Raw genomic sequence first — 13,957 nt, 5'->3', positions numbered from 1 at the left:
TAGGGAAGAGGTGCCGTTTACACCGGGAGGGGGGGCTGGTCAAGTCCTTTTTCGCCGGAGTCCGCCTGGCCGGCCGGTCCGGCCGGGCCGGACCGCCGGGCCCGCCTGGCTTTGAGGATGTCGAGGAGGGTGATGTCCACCCGCAGGTTGCCCCGGCCCCGGCCGAGCTCCACCTCGGGCTTGGCCGCCCCGTGGAAGTCCGACCCGCCGGACACGGCCAGGCCGAAGCGCCGGGCCAGGGCCAGGTATTCGAGGGTCTGGGCCTGGGAGTGTTCGGTGTAGAGGGCCTCGATGGCGTCCAGGCCCGCGTCGCGGTAGCGGCCCACGGTCTCGGCCAGGGCCGGGCCGGCCAGGCCCAGGATGTAGGGGTGGGCCAGGACGGTCAGCGCCCCTTCGGCGTGCAGCAGCGAAAAGGCGTCGGCCAGGGAGAGCTTGTCCTTGGGCACGTAGGCCCGGCCGTGGGCCCCGAGATACCGGGTGAAGGCCTCCTTGAAGCTGGTCACCGCGCCCATGGCCACCAGCGCCTGGGCGATGTGCGGCCGGCCGACGGCCCCCCGGGCCAGGGCGGTCACGGCGTCGTAGTCCAGGGGGACGCCCTGTTCGCGCAGCTTGTCGAGGATGCGCCGGTTGCGGTTGTGGCGGCGTTCGCGCAGGTAGGCCAGGGCGTCGGCGAGCCGGCCCGGCCGGTCCGGCAGGAAGAGTCCCAGGATATGGACGCCGCGGTCGCCATCGGCCACCGACAGCTCCACCCCGGCGATGATCTCCAGGCCGTGGACGCGCCCGGCCGTCCGGGCCTCGGCCAGGCCGTCCAGGGTGTCGTGGTCGGTGAGGGCCAGGGCGGCCAGACCATTTTGGGCGGCCAGGGCCACCAGTTGCGAGGGGAAAAGCGAGCCGTCCGAGGCCGTGGAATGGGTGTGCAGATCGATCAAAGCCATGGCCGAGTGTAGCCCGGCCCGGCCGGGTTGTGAACCTCCATTGCGCCCGGACCACGATTTGGCTATTACCTTGCCCACACTCTCGCAAAGGAGACCGTCCGTGACCATCCATCCCGATCTGCTCACCATCCTGGCCTGCCCCAAATGCAAGGGCGAGCTTATGACCCTCGGCAACGGCGAAGGCCTAGCTTGCCAGCCTTGCGGCGTGGTCTATCCCGTGCGCGACGACATCCCGATCATGCTGCTCGAAGAGGCCGTGCCCCGGGCCGACTGGGATGCGGGCAAGCGGTCGGTCAAGGAATAGCGTTGCCTGCCCGCGAAACATGCCTATGTTTTGCGGGGAAACGGATACTTGATCCCATGGCCCCGAAATTCGTGTATGCGGATTCGGGAAGGCGACAGGGGATTGTCCTCAAAGTCGCCACAGAGCGGGGGCGGGGCCCCCGGTGTCGAGGAGCCGCGCATGGCCAAGCTGCATTGGACCCCGTGGATGGCGTTGTCGGAACTGCGGGTGGAGCCGGAACGCATGGCCGCCGAGGCGGCCGTGCCCAAAGAGGCGGGCTACGTCTGGCAGCCGGCGGCCGACGTGGTGGAAACGCCGGTGGATTTCCGGGTCATGTTGGAATTGCCCGGCGTCTGCCGGGAGGACGTGACCGTGGAGGCCCGGGGCCGGTATCTGGTCATCCAGGGGGATCGGCCCTTTGCCCGGGATGCCGGCGAGGGCCTCTACCAGGTGCTGGAGCGGTCCTACGGGCCGTTTTCCCGGCGTTTCGCCCTGCCCCGCGGCGTGGCCCGGTCCGAGATCCGGGCCGTCATGAAGGACGGCCTGCTGGTCATCGTGGTGCCCAAGGTCGGGCCCGAGCGCCTGCATCGCCGCATTCCCATCAGTTGACGGCCGCCGCCCGGCGGCGGCCGCCCCTTTTCCCCCAGGCAGACAGGAGGCTTTTCATGGGACGCTTCGGTCCGTGGCTTTTGTGGTGCATCCTTTCGCTGTGCCTTGTGCCGGCCGCCGGGGCCGCCCAGACGGCCCCCATCGGGCGCGAGGCCCGGCTCACCCCGGTGGTGACGGCGGTCAAGGCCGTGGCCCCGGCCGTGGTCAACATCACCTCGGCCCGGAAAGTTGCGGGCCGGGGCGGCGTAGGGCCCCTGTTCGACGACCAGCTCTTCCGCCATTTCTTCGGCCCCGGGATGATGGAGCCGCAAAACCAGACCGAGGAGAGCCTCGGGTCCGGGGTCATCATCGACGGGACCAAGGGGCTGGTTTTGACCAACGCCCACGTCATCGCCGGCGGCACGTCGATCAAGGCCCGTCTCCTCGACGGCCGGGTGCTGGCCGCGACGCTGGTCGGCTCGGACCCGGATTTCGACGTGGCCGTGTTGCGCCTGTCCGGGGACGGGAACCTGCCGCAGGCGACCATGGGCGACTCGGCCGACATCATGATCGGCGAGACGGCCATCGCCATCGGCAACCCCTTCGGCTACACCAACACCGTGACCACGGGCGTCGTTTCCGCCGTCGGCCGGTCGCTCAAGCACGAGGGCGGCACCTACGCCGACCTGATCCAGACCGACACGGCCATCAATCCCGGCAACAGCGGCGGCCCGCTGGTCAACCTGGCCGGCGAGGTCATCGGCATCAACATGGCCATCCAGGCCGGAGCCGAGGGCATCGGCTTCGCCATTCCCATCAACAAGGCCCGGCGGGTGGTGGCCCAGATCGTCGACGGCGGGCGGGTGACTCCGGCCTGGCTCGGCGTGTCCGGCCAGGACGTGGACGCGAGGACGGCCCGGTATTTCGGCCTCGACCGGCCGCGCGGCCTGCTCGTGACCGACGTGGCCAAGGGCTCGGCGGCCGAGCAGGCGGGCCTTAGGCCGGGGGATCTCCTCACGTCCGTCGGCGGCACGGAGCTTGACGACAAGGACCAGTACCTCGGCATCCTGCGCACCTCGCCGGTCGGCGAGGCCGTGGCGCTCGCGGTGCGGCGCGGCTCGGCCGAGGTCCGGCTGACGGCCGTGCCCACGGCCTTTTCCGAAAAGGAGGCCGTGGCCGTGGCCGGGGAGCGGTGGGGCCTGTCTGTCGCCTTCGGCAAGGGCGTGGCCGTGACCGGGGTGGCCCCGGGTTCGCCGGCGGCCCGGCTCGGCCTCAAGGCCGGGGACGCCCTCATCCAGATCGGCGGGGAGAAGCTGGCCAACCAGGCGGCCTTCACCCGGGCCGTGTACCTGGCCCGCATGCACCGCACGGTGCTGGTCATGATCGAGCGGGGCGGCCGGGGCTATTACGCCCGGATGGGCGTGAACTAGAGGGCGGCGGGGAAGATCGCGCCGGATGCGACCGCAGCGGGGCCGGCCCTGTCCCGGGATCCCGTGGCACGGGATCCCGGAAGGCGGTCCTAGCCGCCGGCCCGAAGGAGCGTCAGTTCGGACGGGCCGGACGGGACCCGGCACTGGCGCGTGGCCGCCGGATGGGCCGAGGCGCCCTGCATGTAGCGCCAGACCTCGTCGATGGACACGTGGGAGCGCAGGTAGTCCTCGCATTTGGAGAAGCTGTAGTGGTGGGCGATGCTCCTGCCGAGCACGGCCACCTTCATCTTGCAGGACGACAGGGCCAGGTTGAAGGCCTTTTCGTCGCTGGTGGTCTGGCCGGCCACCCGGTTGGTCGGAAAGGGCAGGACGAGGCGCATGATCCGCTGGTCGAAGATCACGCAGTTGATGGTCAGGTAGCCGACGTAGCCGTACTTGGGTTGCAAGTCGTGCAGGTAGACCTCGGCCAGATTCTCGTGGAGGAGCTTTTCCCACATCCAGCGGTGGTAGACCCAGTTCTCCTCGATGGGCGGGCCGCCGTACATGGCCCGTTCCGACGGATAGGAGATCCGCAGGAAGCGGTTGAGCACATGGCGGCCGGGCGGGCTTATGGGCACGAGCGGCATGACCAGCGGTACGTCCGGCCGCTCGGCGTGGTCGCAGTAGCCGTCGATCAGGTGCTCGAGCCAGTGCGGCGTGACGAAAAGATCCTCGTCGAGCTTGATGATCACGTCGTCCATGTGGGCGGCGAGGATCTCGTTCTGGGCGGCCAGGACCGCCGGCACAAGGCCGCGCGGACCCCGTTCGACCAGGGTGGCGTTGTGGTGGCGGGCGACGAACCGCTTGGCCAGGGCCTGGTGCTCCGAGCCGAGGGCGTTGGCCACCACGTAGATGTGCTTGAGGCGATCAAGATCCGTGTACCGTTCCAGACAGCGTGTGCAGATGAGGAAACAGTCGAGTCTGTGCGAGGTAAGCAGCAGCAGAACCGGTTTGATGTCGCCGCGATGCGGACGCAAATAGGTTAACTTGCCCATGGCCTTCCCTGGCTTTCAGGCATCCCTGCGTAAAAGGTTAAACTGCTCCTACATCCTTCCTTTCGGCAATCTCCAGCAGGAACTTTAGTCCGGACTTTCAAAAAAAACATCTGTTGTTCAAAGGGGATGGGAAAGGGCAAACCCCGCAGGCCCCGGAAAAGGCGGCCCGGCCGGCATCGCTTGGGGCATGAAAATTTTTCCGGCCGGGGCGAAAACCGCAACGGCCGGGGTGCCCGGCCGGTTCCCGGGCGGCCGGCCATGGCCGGTCGTTTCGGAGAGTGAGACACGGACAGCCGGCCCCGGGCGGCCGCCCCGGAGCGTCGGCCACGTACAGCCGGCCCGGCCGGCCGGGCGGAAAAAAGGCTTGGCCACGGCCGGGCCGGGACGGCGGGGCGTTCCCTTGACACCGGCCGACGCCGAGGCTAAGCCTGCGTAAATCTTTCGAGGTGTCTTGGGCGTGTTGGAGTAACACCCCGCCACGCCTGCATAAATACGATTCATTCGGTTTCGTGCGCGGAGGTCGGTTCTATGGGCTACAAGGTGATAGTGGATGCGCAAAAGTGTATCGGCGACGGCGAATGCGTGGATGTCTGCCCGGTTGAGGTCTATGCGCTTCGCGACGGCAAGGCTGTCGTGGTGAACATGGAAGAGTGCCTGGGCTGCGAATCCTGCGTCGAGGTCTGCGACCAGGACGCCATCGTCGTCGAGGAAGAGTAAGGATCTTCAAATATTAACCGGCAGCGGGAGCGGACGGTCGCCGTCCGCTCCCGCTGCCGTCTCCGGCCCGGGCCGAATGACCCCGCCAAGGGCCGCAAGGGGACGGGCCGGGACGGTGTCGGAGTCTTGCCATGCCCCTGGATTTTTCCCCTGCCTTTGCCCGCTACGAGGCCATCGCCGCCGAAGCGGACGCCGCCTTTGCCAAGGTCGCGGCGGCCTGTCCCGGCATGGTCACCTGCGGCGCGGGCTGCAGCGACTGCTGCCATGCCCTGTTTGACCTGTCCTTTATCGAGGCCCTGTACCTCAACCACCAGTTCAACCGGGCCTTTCCGTCCGGCCCGGCCCGCGACGCCATCCTCGATCGGGCGAACAAGGCCGACCGCGAACACTACAAGCTCAAGCGCCAGGCCTTCCGGGCCGGCGAGCGCGGCGTGCCGACCAGCGAAATCCTGGCCGATCTGGCCCGGGAGCGCATCCGCTGCCCGCTTCTCGGCGACGACGACCGGTGCGTGCTCTACGCCCACCGTCCCGTCACCTGCCGCCTCTACGGCGTGCCGCTCGAAATCTCCGGCGCGGCCCACACCTGCGGCAACACCGGCTTCGAGCCGGGCGGGCGCTACCCGACCGTCAAGATCGAGAAGCTCCAGGACCGGCTGATGGCCCTGTCCCAGGACGTGGTGGCCGCCCTGCCGACCAGGCAGCCGCTCATGGGCGACGTGCTGGCCCCGGTCTCCCTGGCCCTGGTCACCGAATACGACGAGGAATACCTCGGCATCTTCACCGAGGACGACATGGTCAAGCTGCCCGAGCCGGCCGCTCCGGCCGCTTCGGCCACGTTGGGCCCCCAGACCGCTTCGTTTGGCCCCCAGACGGCGGCCTTCGGCCCCGGGGCCGGCTCGTCGTGCGGCTCGTGCGGCGAGACGGCCGGTTCGTCGGCCTGCGCCTCCTGCGGCGGGTCCACCACCTGGGTCCTGCCCGGTCCGGACGGCTCTCCCGGCGAGAAAGAGGAAGACTGATGGCGCACACTCCCGAAGAGTTGGCCGTCCTCAAACAGGCCATCTACGACAAGCTCAAACCCCGGCGGCGCAAGTTCATCGACAAGATCGGCTACGACGCCTGGGATCCCTTCCAGGAACCCATGGATCCCCTCGACCTGCGCGAGGACGCCTCGCGGCGCACGGGCCAGCAGCTGGTCAGCGAGTTCCTGGCCAGCCAGCGCGGGGCCTCGGACGAATTCGCCAAGGGGGCCTGGGAAGTCTGCATGGGCGTCATGAGCGGTTCGGAAAAGCACCGGGGCATGTACGCCTTTTGCAAATGGTACAAAGACCTGCTGGCCCGGGAAGGCATCGAGGCCGACCTCGGGCCGGCCAAATAAGCACGAGAAGGAAGCCCATGGACTATACAGCCACCACCCCCGACGAGTTCATCGACGAACTGAAAAAGCGTCTGGCCCACAATCCCGGCTGCGGCGTGACCCACTACAACCTGGGCACGGCCTACGTGGCCAAGGGCCGGCTGATCGAGGCCGAGGCCGAGTTCCTGCAGGCCGTCGAGTGTTCGCCGAGCCTGGCCGAGGGCTACGTCCAGCTCGGCGGCCTGGCCATGAACAAGGGCAACCTCGACGCCTGCCTGGAGTGGAACGAGAAGGCCTGCCGGGCAAGGCCGCTTTTCGCCGTGCCCTACGGCAACATCGGTTTCGTGCATCTCCAGCGCGGCGAGGTGGACAAGGCCGAGAAGGCCCTGCGCCGGGCCGTCAAGATCGACCCCAAATACGTGCAGGCCCTGGCCACCCTCGGCAGCGCCCTTTTCATGAAGGGCGACATCGACGCGGCCGAGTTCCAGAGCACCAAGGCCCTGGAGATCGAGCCCAACTTCGGCCCGGCCATCAACAACCTGGCCCTGGTGGCCATGGAGCGGGGCGATTTCCAAAAGGCCAAGGAGCTCATGGACCGGTCCCGGGAAACCGGCTACGAGCCGCACCCGGACATGGTCCGCGAGATCGAAGCCGGCCTCAAGGCCTGACACACCATTCCCAACCCCGGCCCATAAGTGTCCGGGGTCATGGACCGCAGCCCCCCCAGCCAGGGGGGCCGGGGGGATGATCCCCCCCGGCAGGTCCAGGGCAGCGCCCTGGCCGGGTCTGGGGCGGAGCCCCAGCAGGGTCCGGGGCAAAGCCCCGGCCGCCGGAGGCACAATACATGGCATCGCGCAGGCAATTGCTCGGGCCCTTGCGGGAGGCGCTTCTGGGGCCGGACCGCGAGGCGGCCCTGGGGCTGGCGGCGGCCAGCCCGGCCCGGGTCCGGCTGGGGGCGCTTTTCTCGCTTCTGCTCGACAAGGAGGCCCTCGTGCGCTGGCGAGCCGTGACCGCCTTTGGCGCGGCCATGGCCGCGCTGGCGGACGGCCGGCTGGAAGAGGCCCGGGACGTCTGGCGCAACCTCATGTGGCGGGTCAACGAGGAGTCGGGCAACATCGCCTGGGGCATCCCGGAGTGCATGGGCGAGACCCTGGCCGCCTGTCCGGTCCTGGCTCGGGACTATCACCGCATCCTGCTCTCCTACGTGCAGGACCTGCCCGGGGACTGCACGTTTATCGACCACGCGCCGCTTCGCCGGGGAGCCTGGTGGGCCATCGCCCGGCTGGCCGAGGCCGCGCCGGAGCTGGTCCGTCCGGCCGTGGCGGAGCTTGCCGCCGCCCTTGGCGACTGCGATCCGGCCGCCCGGGGCCTGGCCTGCCTGGCGCTCGCCCGGGTCAAGGCCGATCCCTCGCGCACGGTTCTCGCCGGCCTGACGGCCCTGGCCGGCGATCCGGCGGCCTTCGACTTCTACGACGGTTGGAACCTCGCCCCGGTCACGGTCGGCGAGGCGGCGGCGTCCGCCCTGGCCGCCTGCCGCCGTTGTCTGTAACCGGCCTCGGCCTGCCCCCCGACCAGTGCCAGTAAACGGGACACCGTCCCTTCGGAGGTCAGCCTTGCGTTTGAATCCTTTCCTTACCGCGCTTCTGGTTCTGGCCGTGCTGGCCGTTGCCGCCACGGGACTTCGGGCCGCCGAGCTTCCCCCCCAGCTCAGCATCACGCCCGAGGCCCAGGCCGACGCCTTCCTCAAGGGGCTCTCCGGCCGACTGGCCCTCACCCCGCAGGAATTGACGGCCATGCGGCCGATCCTCGTCGAACAGGCCGGCAAGCGCCAGGCCCTCGTCCGGGCCCATATGGGCAGCGGGCCGGGCATGTCCGGAGCCCTGGCCCTGCGCCAGGAAATGCGCAAGCTCGGCCAGGAAACCGACAGTCGGCTGGCGGCCCTCCTGCCGCCGGACAAGCTGGCGGTGGTCCGGGCCTACCAGAAGGAGCGCCGCGAAGAGATCCGCGCCAAGGTGACCGAGGCCCGCAAGACCCGCGCGGGCGGTTGACCGGAATCCGGACGGTTCGTCCGTTTTCCTCTCCCGTCACTGGGGCGCGCCTCCCTCCGGCGCGCCCCTTTTTTGAGGGCTTCCTCCTTTCTCCCTCCATCCCCAACGATTTCGGATTGTCCAGCCTCCCACCGCGCGCCGGCCCAGCCTGCCGCCGAAGGCAGCCCGGAATCCTCCTTTCAATATTTATATATAATAATATCAATATATTGAACGATAGTTTTCGGGGCATTTCATTTTTTGCCTTGACCGAAAGACTAAACGGATTACATTTGTCCTACATCAACGCCGCACGGCTGAGCCGGCCGAAACCCGCACGGAGGACTCCCATGCAGACCCAAACCGACCTGACCAGCCTCGTCATAGACTGGGACATGACCCCGGAAGACGCCGTGACCCTGTATCTGGAGTGGGGCAACAACTCCTGGTACGCGGACCATAAGCCGGTGACGTCGAAGAACGATTTTTCCACCTACTTCGTGGTCAACACCTGGACGGGTACGCCCCAGTTGACGCTTTTGCGCCGTAACTCCGACGACTGCGTGGAGCTGGCCTCCTTCGACCTGCCGGAAGACCTGGCCCGGGACTTCATGGAGGAAAACGGCGGCAACAAGGGTGTGTACGCGCCGAACGAAGCCATCAAGAAGTGGTTGCAGGCCACCCATTTCAACTAGAATTTCCCGATAACGCCTCTAGACCCCTCCATCCCATCCCGCCTCGCTTTGCCTCGCTTCGATGACGCGCCTTCGGGAGGATAGGCCCCGAAGGCGCGTCCCTCTTTTGCGCCGGCCGCCTTTCCCCTGCTTTTTCACCCGGCGGAGACGTCTTTCCACGCAGCTTGCCCCGTGCCGGCGAAGCTGCCACAATGCCACCATGCTGCTCGCTGTCATCGCCGACATCCACGCCAATCTCGAAGCCTTCGAAGCGGTCCTGGCCGCCATCGACCGGGAGCGGCCGGCGGCGGTGGTCAACTTGGGCGACGCCGTGGGCTACGGCCCGGACCCGGAGGCCGTGCTGCGGCTCCTGGCCGAACGCGGCATCCCGAGCGTGCGCGGCAACCACGAGTGGGCCGTGGCCGATCCGGCCCGGGAGTCCCGGTTCAATCCGCAAGCCCGGGAGGCCCTGGCCCGGACCCGGGAGCTTCTGCCTCCGGAACTGGTGGCCCGCATCGCCGCCTTTCCGACCTCGCTGTCGCTCTACGGCTGCCGCTTCGTCCACGGCCTGCCGCCCAACGACACCGGCACCTATCTGTTCGAGGCCGGCGAGGTGACGCTGCGCCGGGCCTTTGCCCGCACGGCCGAGCGTGTGTCCTTCGTCGGCCACACCCACATGCTCGAAGCCGCCTCCCTGGCCGGCCGCGACGTGGAGCGTTACGAGCTGGCCCTCGGGGACAATCCCCTCGACCCGCTACGCCGGCACATCGTCAACGTCGGCTCCGTGGGCCAGCCCCGCGACGGCGACAACCGGGCCAAGTACGGCCTCTACGACGACGTGGCCCACGTCCTCGCCATCCGGGCCGTGCCCTACGACATCGAGGCCGTGGCCCGAAAGATCCTGGCCCGCGGCCTGCCCCCGCGCTACGCCGACAGGCTGCGGTAAGCCGGGGCTCCGCCCCGGACCCCGCCAGGGCGCTGCCCTGGACCCGCCGGGGGGGATCATCCCCGGCCCCCCCGAAAGGGGGCGTCTTGCCAATCAGGGGGCGGGCGATTAGTTTTTCCCCGGCAGGTCCTTCCGGGGAAAAGAACTTTGGACGCCAGGCACACGCCCGACCTGCCAACCCCTTTTGAAAGTTTTTGAAGAGAGTCCAGAGAGAAACTTTTTTCAAAAAGTTTCTCTCTGGCCGCCGGAGGCATCCTCCCCTATGCGTACCATCGGCAGATATCCCATCCAGGCCGTCCTTGGCCGGGGCGGCATGGGCGCGGTCTTCAAGGCCCGGGTGCCGGTGGTCGGCCGGGTGGTGGCCTTGAAGCTTTTGCGCCCCAACGAGCTGACCCTTGGCCTGTGGGGCCGGGAGCGGGTGGAGCGGGCCTTTCGCGACGAGGCCGCGCTCCTTGGCGGCCTGCGCCATCCGAACGTGGTCGATGTGTTCGACTACGGCGAGGCCGGCGGCTGGCCGTATTTCGTCATGGAGTTTCACGGGGAGTCGCTCGGTTCGGTCATCGGCGAGACCTACCGGGTCGAGGCGGCCAGCCGCCGGCTGCCGGTGGACCGGGCGGTCGGCTACGGGGCCCAGCTCCTGGCCGGCCTGGCGAGGCTCCACTACGCCGGCATCGTCCACCGCGACGTGAAGCCCTTCAATCTCCTCGTCACCGACGCCGATGTCCTTAAAATCACGGACATGGGCCTCTCCAAGGTCCGGGGCGAGACCTTTCGCGGCCCGGCCAACGTCAAGGTCGGCTCGCCCTATTACGCCGCGCCCGAGCAGGAGGACGACCCCGAGGCGGCCGACGCCCGGGCCGACCTGTACGCGGCCGGGGTGACGCTTTTCCGGATGCTGACCGGCCGGCTGCCGGAAACCGGCCGGGAGCGGCCCGGGGACCTGGTGCCGGACCTCGGCCACGCCTTTGACAGCCTGCTCGAAACGGCTCTGGCCGAGCGCCCGGGGAAACGGTTTCCGAGCGCCCGGGTCATGGCCGAGGCCCTGGCCGCCAGCCACGCGGTCTGGCGGCGGCGGATGGAGGGGGTGTGCGCCGGAGCGGGGGAGGCCCTGCTCGCCCCCCGGACGGCGGCGGGAGCCGACCGGCCCCGGCGGGAGCCGGTCATGGTGCCCACGCGCCACGCCCGGGAAGCCTTTGGCCTGGACGGGCTCTGGCGGCCGGCGGCCTACTGGCCGGGGCGGTTCAAGGACATGGGCGGGGGCGTGGTCCGGGACCCGGACGCGGGACTGGCCTGGGTCCGCCAGGCCGCGCCCTATGCCGTCACCTGGCCGGAGGCCGGGACTTATGTGGACGCGCTCAACGCCGGGCGTTTCGGCGGCTTCGCCGACTGGCGGCTGCCGACCGTGGCCGAGCTTGTGACCATCCTGACGCCGGAGCCGACCGGGGCGGGCTACTGCCAGCCGGCGGCCTTTTCCCAGCCGGTCAGGCGGGTGTGGAGCGCGGACCGGGCGAACTACGCCGGCGCCTACGCCGTGGACGTGGAACTCGGCTACGTGACCCGGGCGGATTTCTGTTGCCCGGTGGCGGCCCGGGCCGTGCGGTCGCTCTGAAAAGGGGATTCTAGATGGGACAGCGGTCCTTGGTCGGGAGCTTTTTCCCGGTCAGCCGTTTGTAGAGGAACTCCTCCACCGGCTTGCCGCCGAGTTTGGCCAGCTCGATCTCGGCCCGGGCCGCGCCCCGGTGGCCGCCGGCCGAACCGATGTCGCCGAAGACCTTGGCCGCCATGTGCCCCATGTTGCGGCCGATGCCGTCGCCCCGGAAGATCACCACCACCTGCTTTTTGACCACCGCCGCCAGCGTGTTCCAGGACAGGCCGTGGACCCGGGTGAAGAAGTCGGCCAGCATGACCAGGATGTCCGGGCTCTCGATGGTGTCCATGTAGACGAACAGGCCATGGGTGCCGACGAAGCGCATCTTGCGAAAGGCCTTGGAAAAGAACTTGAGCCAGCGCCGGTGGAACTCGCTGTGGATGATCTTGCGCATGAGCACCATGTCGGCGCACTTGGTCAGGTAGCTGAAGGCCTTGACGTCGGCTTCGATGAAATGGCGTTCGAAGCTCTGGGTGTCGGTCTTGATGCCGTAGACGAGCGCCGTGGCCAGCAGCTTTCCCGGCCGGATGCGCAGGTTGTAGAGGTATTCCGTCAGGATGGTGCTGACCGAGCCGTAGTCGGGCCGGATGTCGGCGAAGGCGGCCTTGACCGGATGGTCGGGATGGGTCGGGTGGTGGTCGATGACGATGCTGAAGTCGCAGTTCTTGAAATCGGGATGGTGGTGGGGCTGGGAATCGACCATGGCGAAACGGGTGTAGGCCGCTTTCAGCTCCGGGGTGAGGGTGACGGTCGGGATGCGCAGAAACCGCATCATGGCCAGGTTGTCCGGCCGCTTGACCTCGTTGACGTGGGCGATGCCCACCTCGTCCACGCGGTGGGCCATGATGCGCCGCAGGGCCATGGCCGAGGCCATGGCGTCCGGGTCGGCGTTGATGATGATGAGCCAACGGTCGTCCCGCTCGAGCATCTGGGAGAGCCGCGTCGTTTCCGAGACCAGCTTTCGAAAATAGGTCATGAGGCGTTTCCCTTGAGCGCCACGGACAGGCCGGCCACGACCAGGCGCACGTCTCCGGCCATGGCGGCGGCGGCCTGGTTGAGCGTGCCGAGCGCGTCCGCGAACCGCCGGACCGAAGCATCGGCCGCAAGCGGCCCCAGCCCGATTTCGGCGCTGACCACGATCAGTTCCGGGCCGTCCGCCCCCTGGTAAGGGGCCAGTCCCCGGGCCAACGCCGCCAGGCTCGATTGCGTTTTCCCAAGGTCATGGCAGGCGAAAAGCCAAAAGTCCAGGCTGTCAAAGAGAATCGTGCCCCCGTGTCCGGCCTCGCGGCCAAGGACGTCCATGGCCGCGGCCCCGGCCTCGATGACCGCGACCCCGGCCGGCCGGGCCCGTTTGTGGGCCGCGATCCGCTCCCGGAAGGCGAAATCCAGGGCCCGGCCCGTGGCCACCACCCGGCGGGGCGGCGACCCGGCGGCAAGAAGCGCCTCGCCAAGAGCCGACTTGCCGCTTCGCGTGCCGCCAAGCAGCAGCCGGATCACGCCCCGTCTCCGGCGGGGCAGTTCCGGGCGGCCTCCCCGGCCACGGCGTCGAGCACGGCCAGGCTTTCGAGCAGGTGGACGGGGGTGAAGACCTCGGCCACCACGGTCCGCGGCCGCAGGCGGGTGAGCATCCACATGAGGACTTCCCGGCCCTCGGGCGACAGGCAGCTGAGTGTGCGGTGGGAGTGGCTGCGTCCCGGCGGCGGCCCCTCGACCCCGAAGGGCGAATAGACGTGGAGCATGCGCGCGGCCGGGGCGAGCCTCGGATCGTCGGTCGGCAGGGCGTGGCCCATGGCCAGCAGGTGGCCGAGGTCCAGGCAGACGCCGCAGCCGGCCGCGTCGGCCAGGGCCAGGACGTCGGCCGGGGAGGCCGTATCGGTGTTTTCGAGCAGCACGGCCTGCGGATCGCGGCCCGAGGCCGCCAGGGCCCCGAGAAAGGCGTGCAAGTCGTCCGGGCGCTCGGGCGGGTGGAGGACAAAGGCCCAGGGGTGGAGATAGGCGGTTTTTTCGAGCAGCCCTTCCATGGCGTAAAAGACCGTTTCCCCGCCAAGCCGCCAGGGCAGGTCCAGGGGCAGGTGCAGGTGGTAGGCCAGGCCGTAGTCCTTTCGGGGCAGGTCGTCCGGACCGTAGGCCAGGCAGGCGTGGAGTTCCAGAAGATAGAGCCCGACTTCCGCCACGGACCGGGCCAGGCGACGGCAATTGATGGCCGCGGTTTCAGGAAAAACGCAACTCGGGGCTGCGGTGTGCCAGGAAAAAGAAGTATTGCAATTTTGTATCATGGCAAAATGTAAAGCGATAATAGTTAGGGGTCAAGGCTTGAGGGT

At 68.5% G+C, this 13,957-nt stretch carries 17 protein-coding genes; 12 read left to right on the top strand and 5 right to left on the bottom strand.

Annotated elements, in window-relative coordinates:
* Positions 1–17: 17 nt before the first annotated feature.
* The gene (locus tag DFW101_RS08585; protein WP_009181115.1) at positions 18–935 is read right to left on the bottom strand and encodes a PHP domain-containing protein; all 918 of its coding nucleotides are present in this window, start codon (positions 933–935) and stop codon (positions 18–20) included.
* A 100-nt stretch (positions 936–1,035) separates the two neighbouring features.
* On the opposite strand from DFW101_RS08585, the gene DFW101_RS08580 reads away from it, so the two are divergent.
* From DFW101_RS08580 to DFW101_RS08570, 3 genes are all read left to right on the top strand, one after another.
* Positions 1,036–1,239 carry a Trm112 family protein gene (locus tag DFW101_RS08580; RefSeq protein ID WP_009181114.1) on the top strand — a complete coding sequence of 68 codons (204 nt, stop codon included), beginning with the start codon at positions 1,036–1,038 and terminating at the stop codon, positions 1,237–1,239.
* Positions 1,240–1,398: 159 nt separating this feature from the next.
* Positions 1,399–1,827: an Hsp20/alpha crystallin family protein gene (locus tag DFW101_RS08575; RefSeq protein ID WP_009181113.1), complete on the top strand. Its 429-nt coding sequence runs from the start codon at positions 1,399–1,401 to the stop codon at positions 1,825–1,827.
* Between the two features lie 56 nt (positions 1,828–1,883).
* Complete coding sequence (locus DFW101_RS08570; protein ID WP_009181112.1) at positions 1,884–3,236, top strand: trypsin-like peptidase domain-containing protein; 1,353 nt, start codon at positions 1,884–1,886, stop codon at positions 3,234–3,236.
* 89 nt (positions 3,237–3,325) lie between these two features.
* Here the strand turns inward: DFW101_RS08570 and DFW101_RS08565 are convergent, their stop codons facing one another.
* A complete protein-coding gene (locus tag DFW101_RS08565) occupies positions 3,326–4,270 on the bottom strand; it encodes a glycosyltransferase family 2 protein (protein ID WP_009181111.1) in 945 nt (314 codons plus the stop codon).
* 528 nt (positions 4,271–4,798) lie between these two features.
* Between DFW101_RS08565 and DFW101_RS08555 the strand changes: the two genes are divergently transcribed.
* From DFW101_RS08555 to DFW101_RS08515, 9 genes are all read left to right on the top strand, one after another.
* Positions 4,799–4,987 carry a ferredoxin gene (locus tag DFW101_RS08555; RefSeq protein ID WP_009181110.1) on the top strand — a complete coding sequence of 63 codons (189 nt, stop codon included), beginning with the start codon at positions 4,799–4,801 and terminating at the stop codon, positions 4,985–4,987.
* A gap of 131 nt (positions 4,988–5,118) precedes the next feature.
* Positions 5,119–6,003: a YkgJ family cysteine cluster protein gene (locus tag DFW101_RS08550; RefSeq protein ID WP_009181109.1), complete on the top strand. Its 885-nt coding sequence runs from the start codon at positions 5,119–5,121 to the stop codon at positions 6,001–6,003.
* Entirely contained in the window at positions 6,003–6,362 is a 360-nt protein-coding gene (locus DFW101_RS08545) for a hypothetical protein (RefSeq protein WP_009181108.1), read from the top strand. The genes DFW101_RS08550 and DFW101_RS08545 overlap by 1 nt, the downstream gene beginning before the upstream one ends.
* 17 nt (positions 6,363–6,379) lie before the next feature.
* Positions 6,380–7,009, top strand: coding sequence for a tetratricopeptide repeat protein (locus DFW101_RS08540; protein WP_009181107.1), 630 nt, complete (start codon positions 6,380–6,382; stop codon positions 7,007–7,009).
* A gap of 176 nt (positions 7,010–7,185) precedes the next feature.
* Entirely contained in the window at positions 7,186–7,890 is a 705-nt protein-coding gene (locus tag DFW101_RS08535; protein WP_009181106.1) for a DVU0298 family protein, read from the top strand.
* 64 nt (positions 7,891–7,954) lie between these two features.
* The gene (locus DFW101_RS08530) at positions 7,955–8,389 is read left to right on the top strand and encodes a hypothetical protein (RefSeq protein ID WP_009181105.1); all 435 of its coding nucleotides are present in this window, start codon (positions 7,955–7,957) and stop codon (positions 8,387–8,389) included.
* Positions 8,390–8,718: 329 nt separating this feature from the next.
* On the top strand, positions 8,719–9,063 hold the full coding sequence (locus DFW101_RS08525; RefSeq protein WP_009181104.1) for a DVU0772 family protein: 345 nt from the start codon (positions 8,719–8,721) through the stop codon (positions 9,061–9,063).
* A gap of 199 nt (positions 9,064–9,262) precedes the next feature.
* The gene (locus DFW101_RS08520) at positions 9,263–9,988 is read left to right on the top strand and encodes a metallophosphoesterase family protein (protein WP_009181103.1); all 726 of its coding nucleotides are present in this window, start codon (positions 9,263–9,265) and stop codon (positions 9,986–9,988) included.
* A gap of 262 nt (positions 9,989–10,250) precedes the next feature.
* The gene (locus DFW101_RS08515; protein ID WP_009181102.1) at positions 10,251–11,597 is read left to right on the top strand and encodes a protein kinase domain-containing protein; all 1,347 of its coding nucleotides are present in this window, start codon (positions 10,251–10,253) and stop codon (positions 11,595–11,597) included.
* Positions 11,598–11,607: 10 nt separating this feature from the next.
* Here DFW101_RS08515 and DFW101_RS08510 read toward each other — a convergent pair whose 3' ends face one another.
* Genes DFW101_RS08510 through cbiR form a run of 3 tightly spaced genes read right to left on the bottom strand, consistent with a single transcriptional unit; the run spans position 11,608 to position 13,912 of the window.
* The gene (locus DFW101_RS08510; RefSeq protein WP_009181101.1) at positions 11,608–12,612 is read right to left on the bottom strand and encodes a DHH family phosphoesterase; all 1,005 of its coding nucleotides are present in this window, start codon (positions 12,610–12,612) and stop codon (positions 11,608–11,610) included.
* Entirely contained in the window at positions 12,609–13,133 is a 525-nt protein-coding gene (locus DFW101_RS08505) for a bifunctional adenosylcobinamide kinase/adenosylcobinamide-phosphate guanylyltransferase (protein WP_009181100.1), read from the bottom strand. Before DFW101_RS08505 ends, DFW101_RS08510 begins: the two co-directional genes overlap by 4 nt.
* Positions 13,130–13,912 (bottom strand): cobamide remodeling phosphodiesterase CbiR, encoded by a 783-nt coding sequence (cbiR, locus tag DFW101_RS08500; RefSeq protein WP_009181099.1) that lies wholly within the window; start codon positions 13,910–13,912, stop codon positions 13,130–13,132. The genes DFW101_RS08505 and cbiR overlap by 4 nt, the downstream gene beginning before the upstream one ends.
* Positions 13,913–13,957 lie beyond the last annotated feature (45 nt).

Source organism: Solidesulfovibrio carbinoliphilus subsp. oakridgensis, assembly GCF_000177215.2.
Classification (GTDB): Bacteria; Desulfobacterota; Desulfovibrionia; order Desulfovibrionales; family Desulfovibrionaceae; genus Solidesulfovibrio; species Solidesulfovibrio carbinoliphilus.
This window is presented reverse-complemented; position numbering and strand designations above follow the sequence as displayed.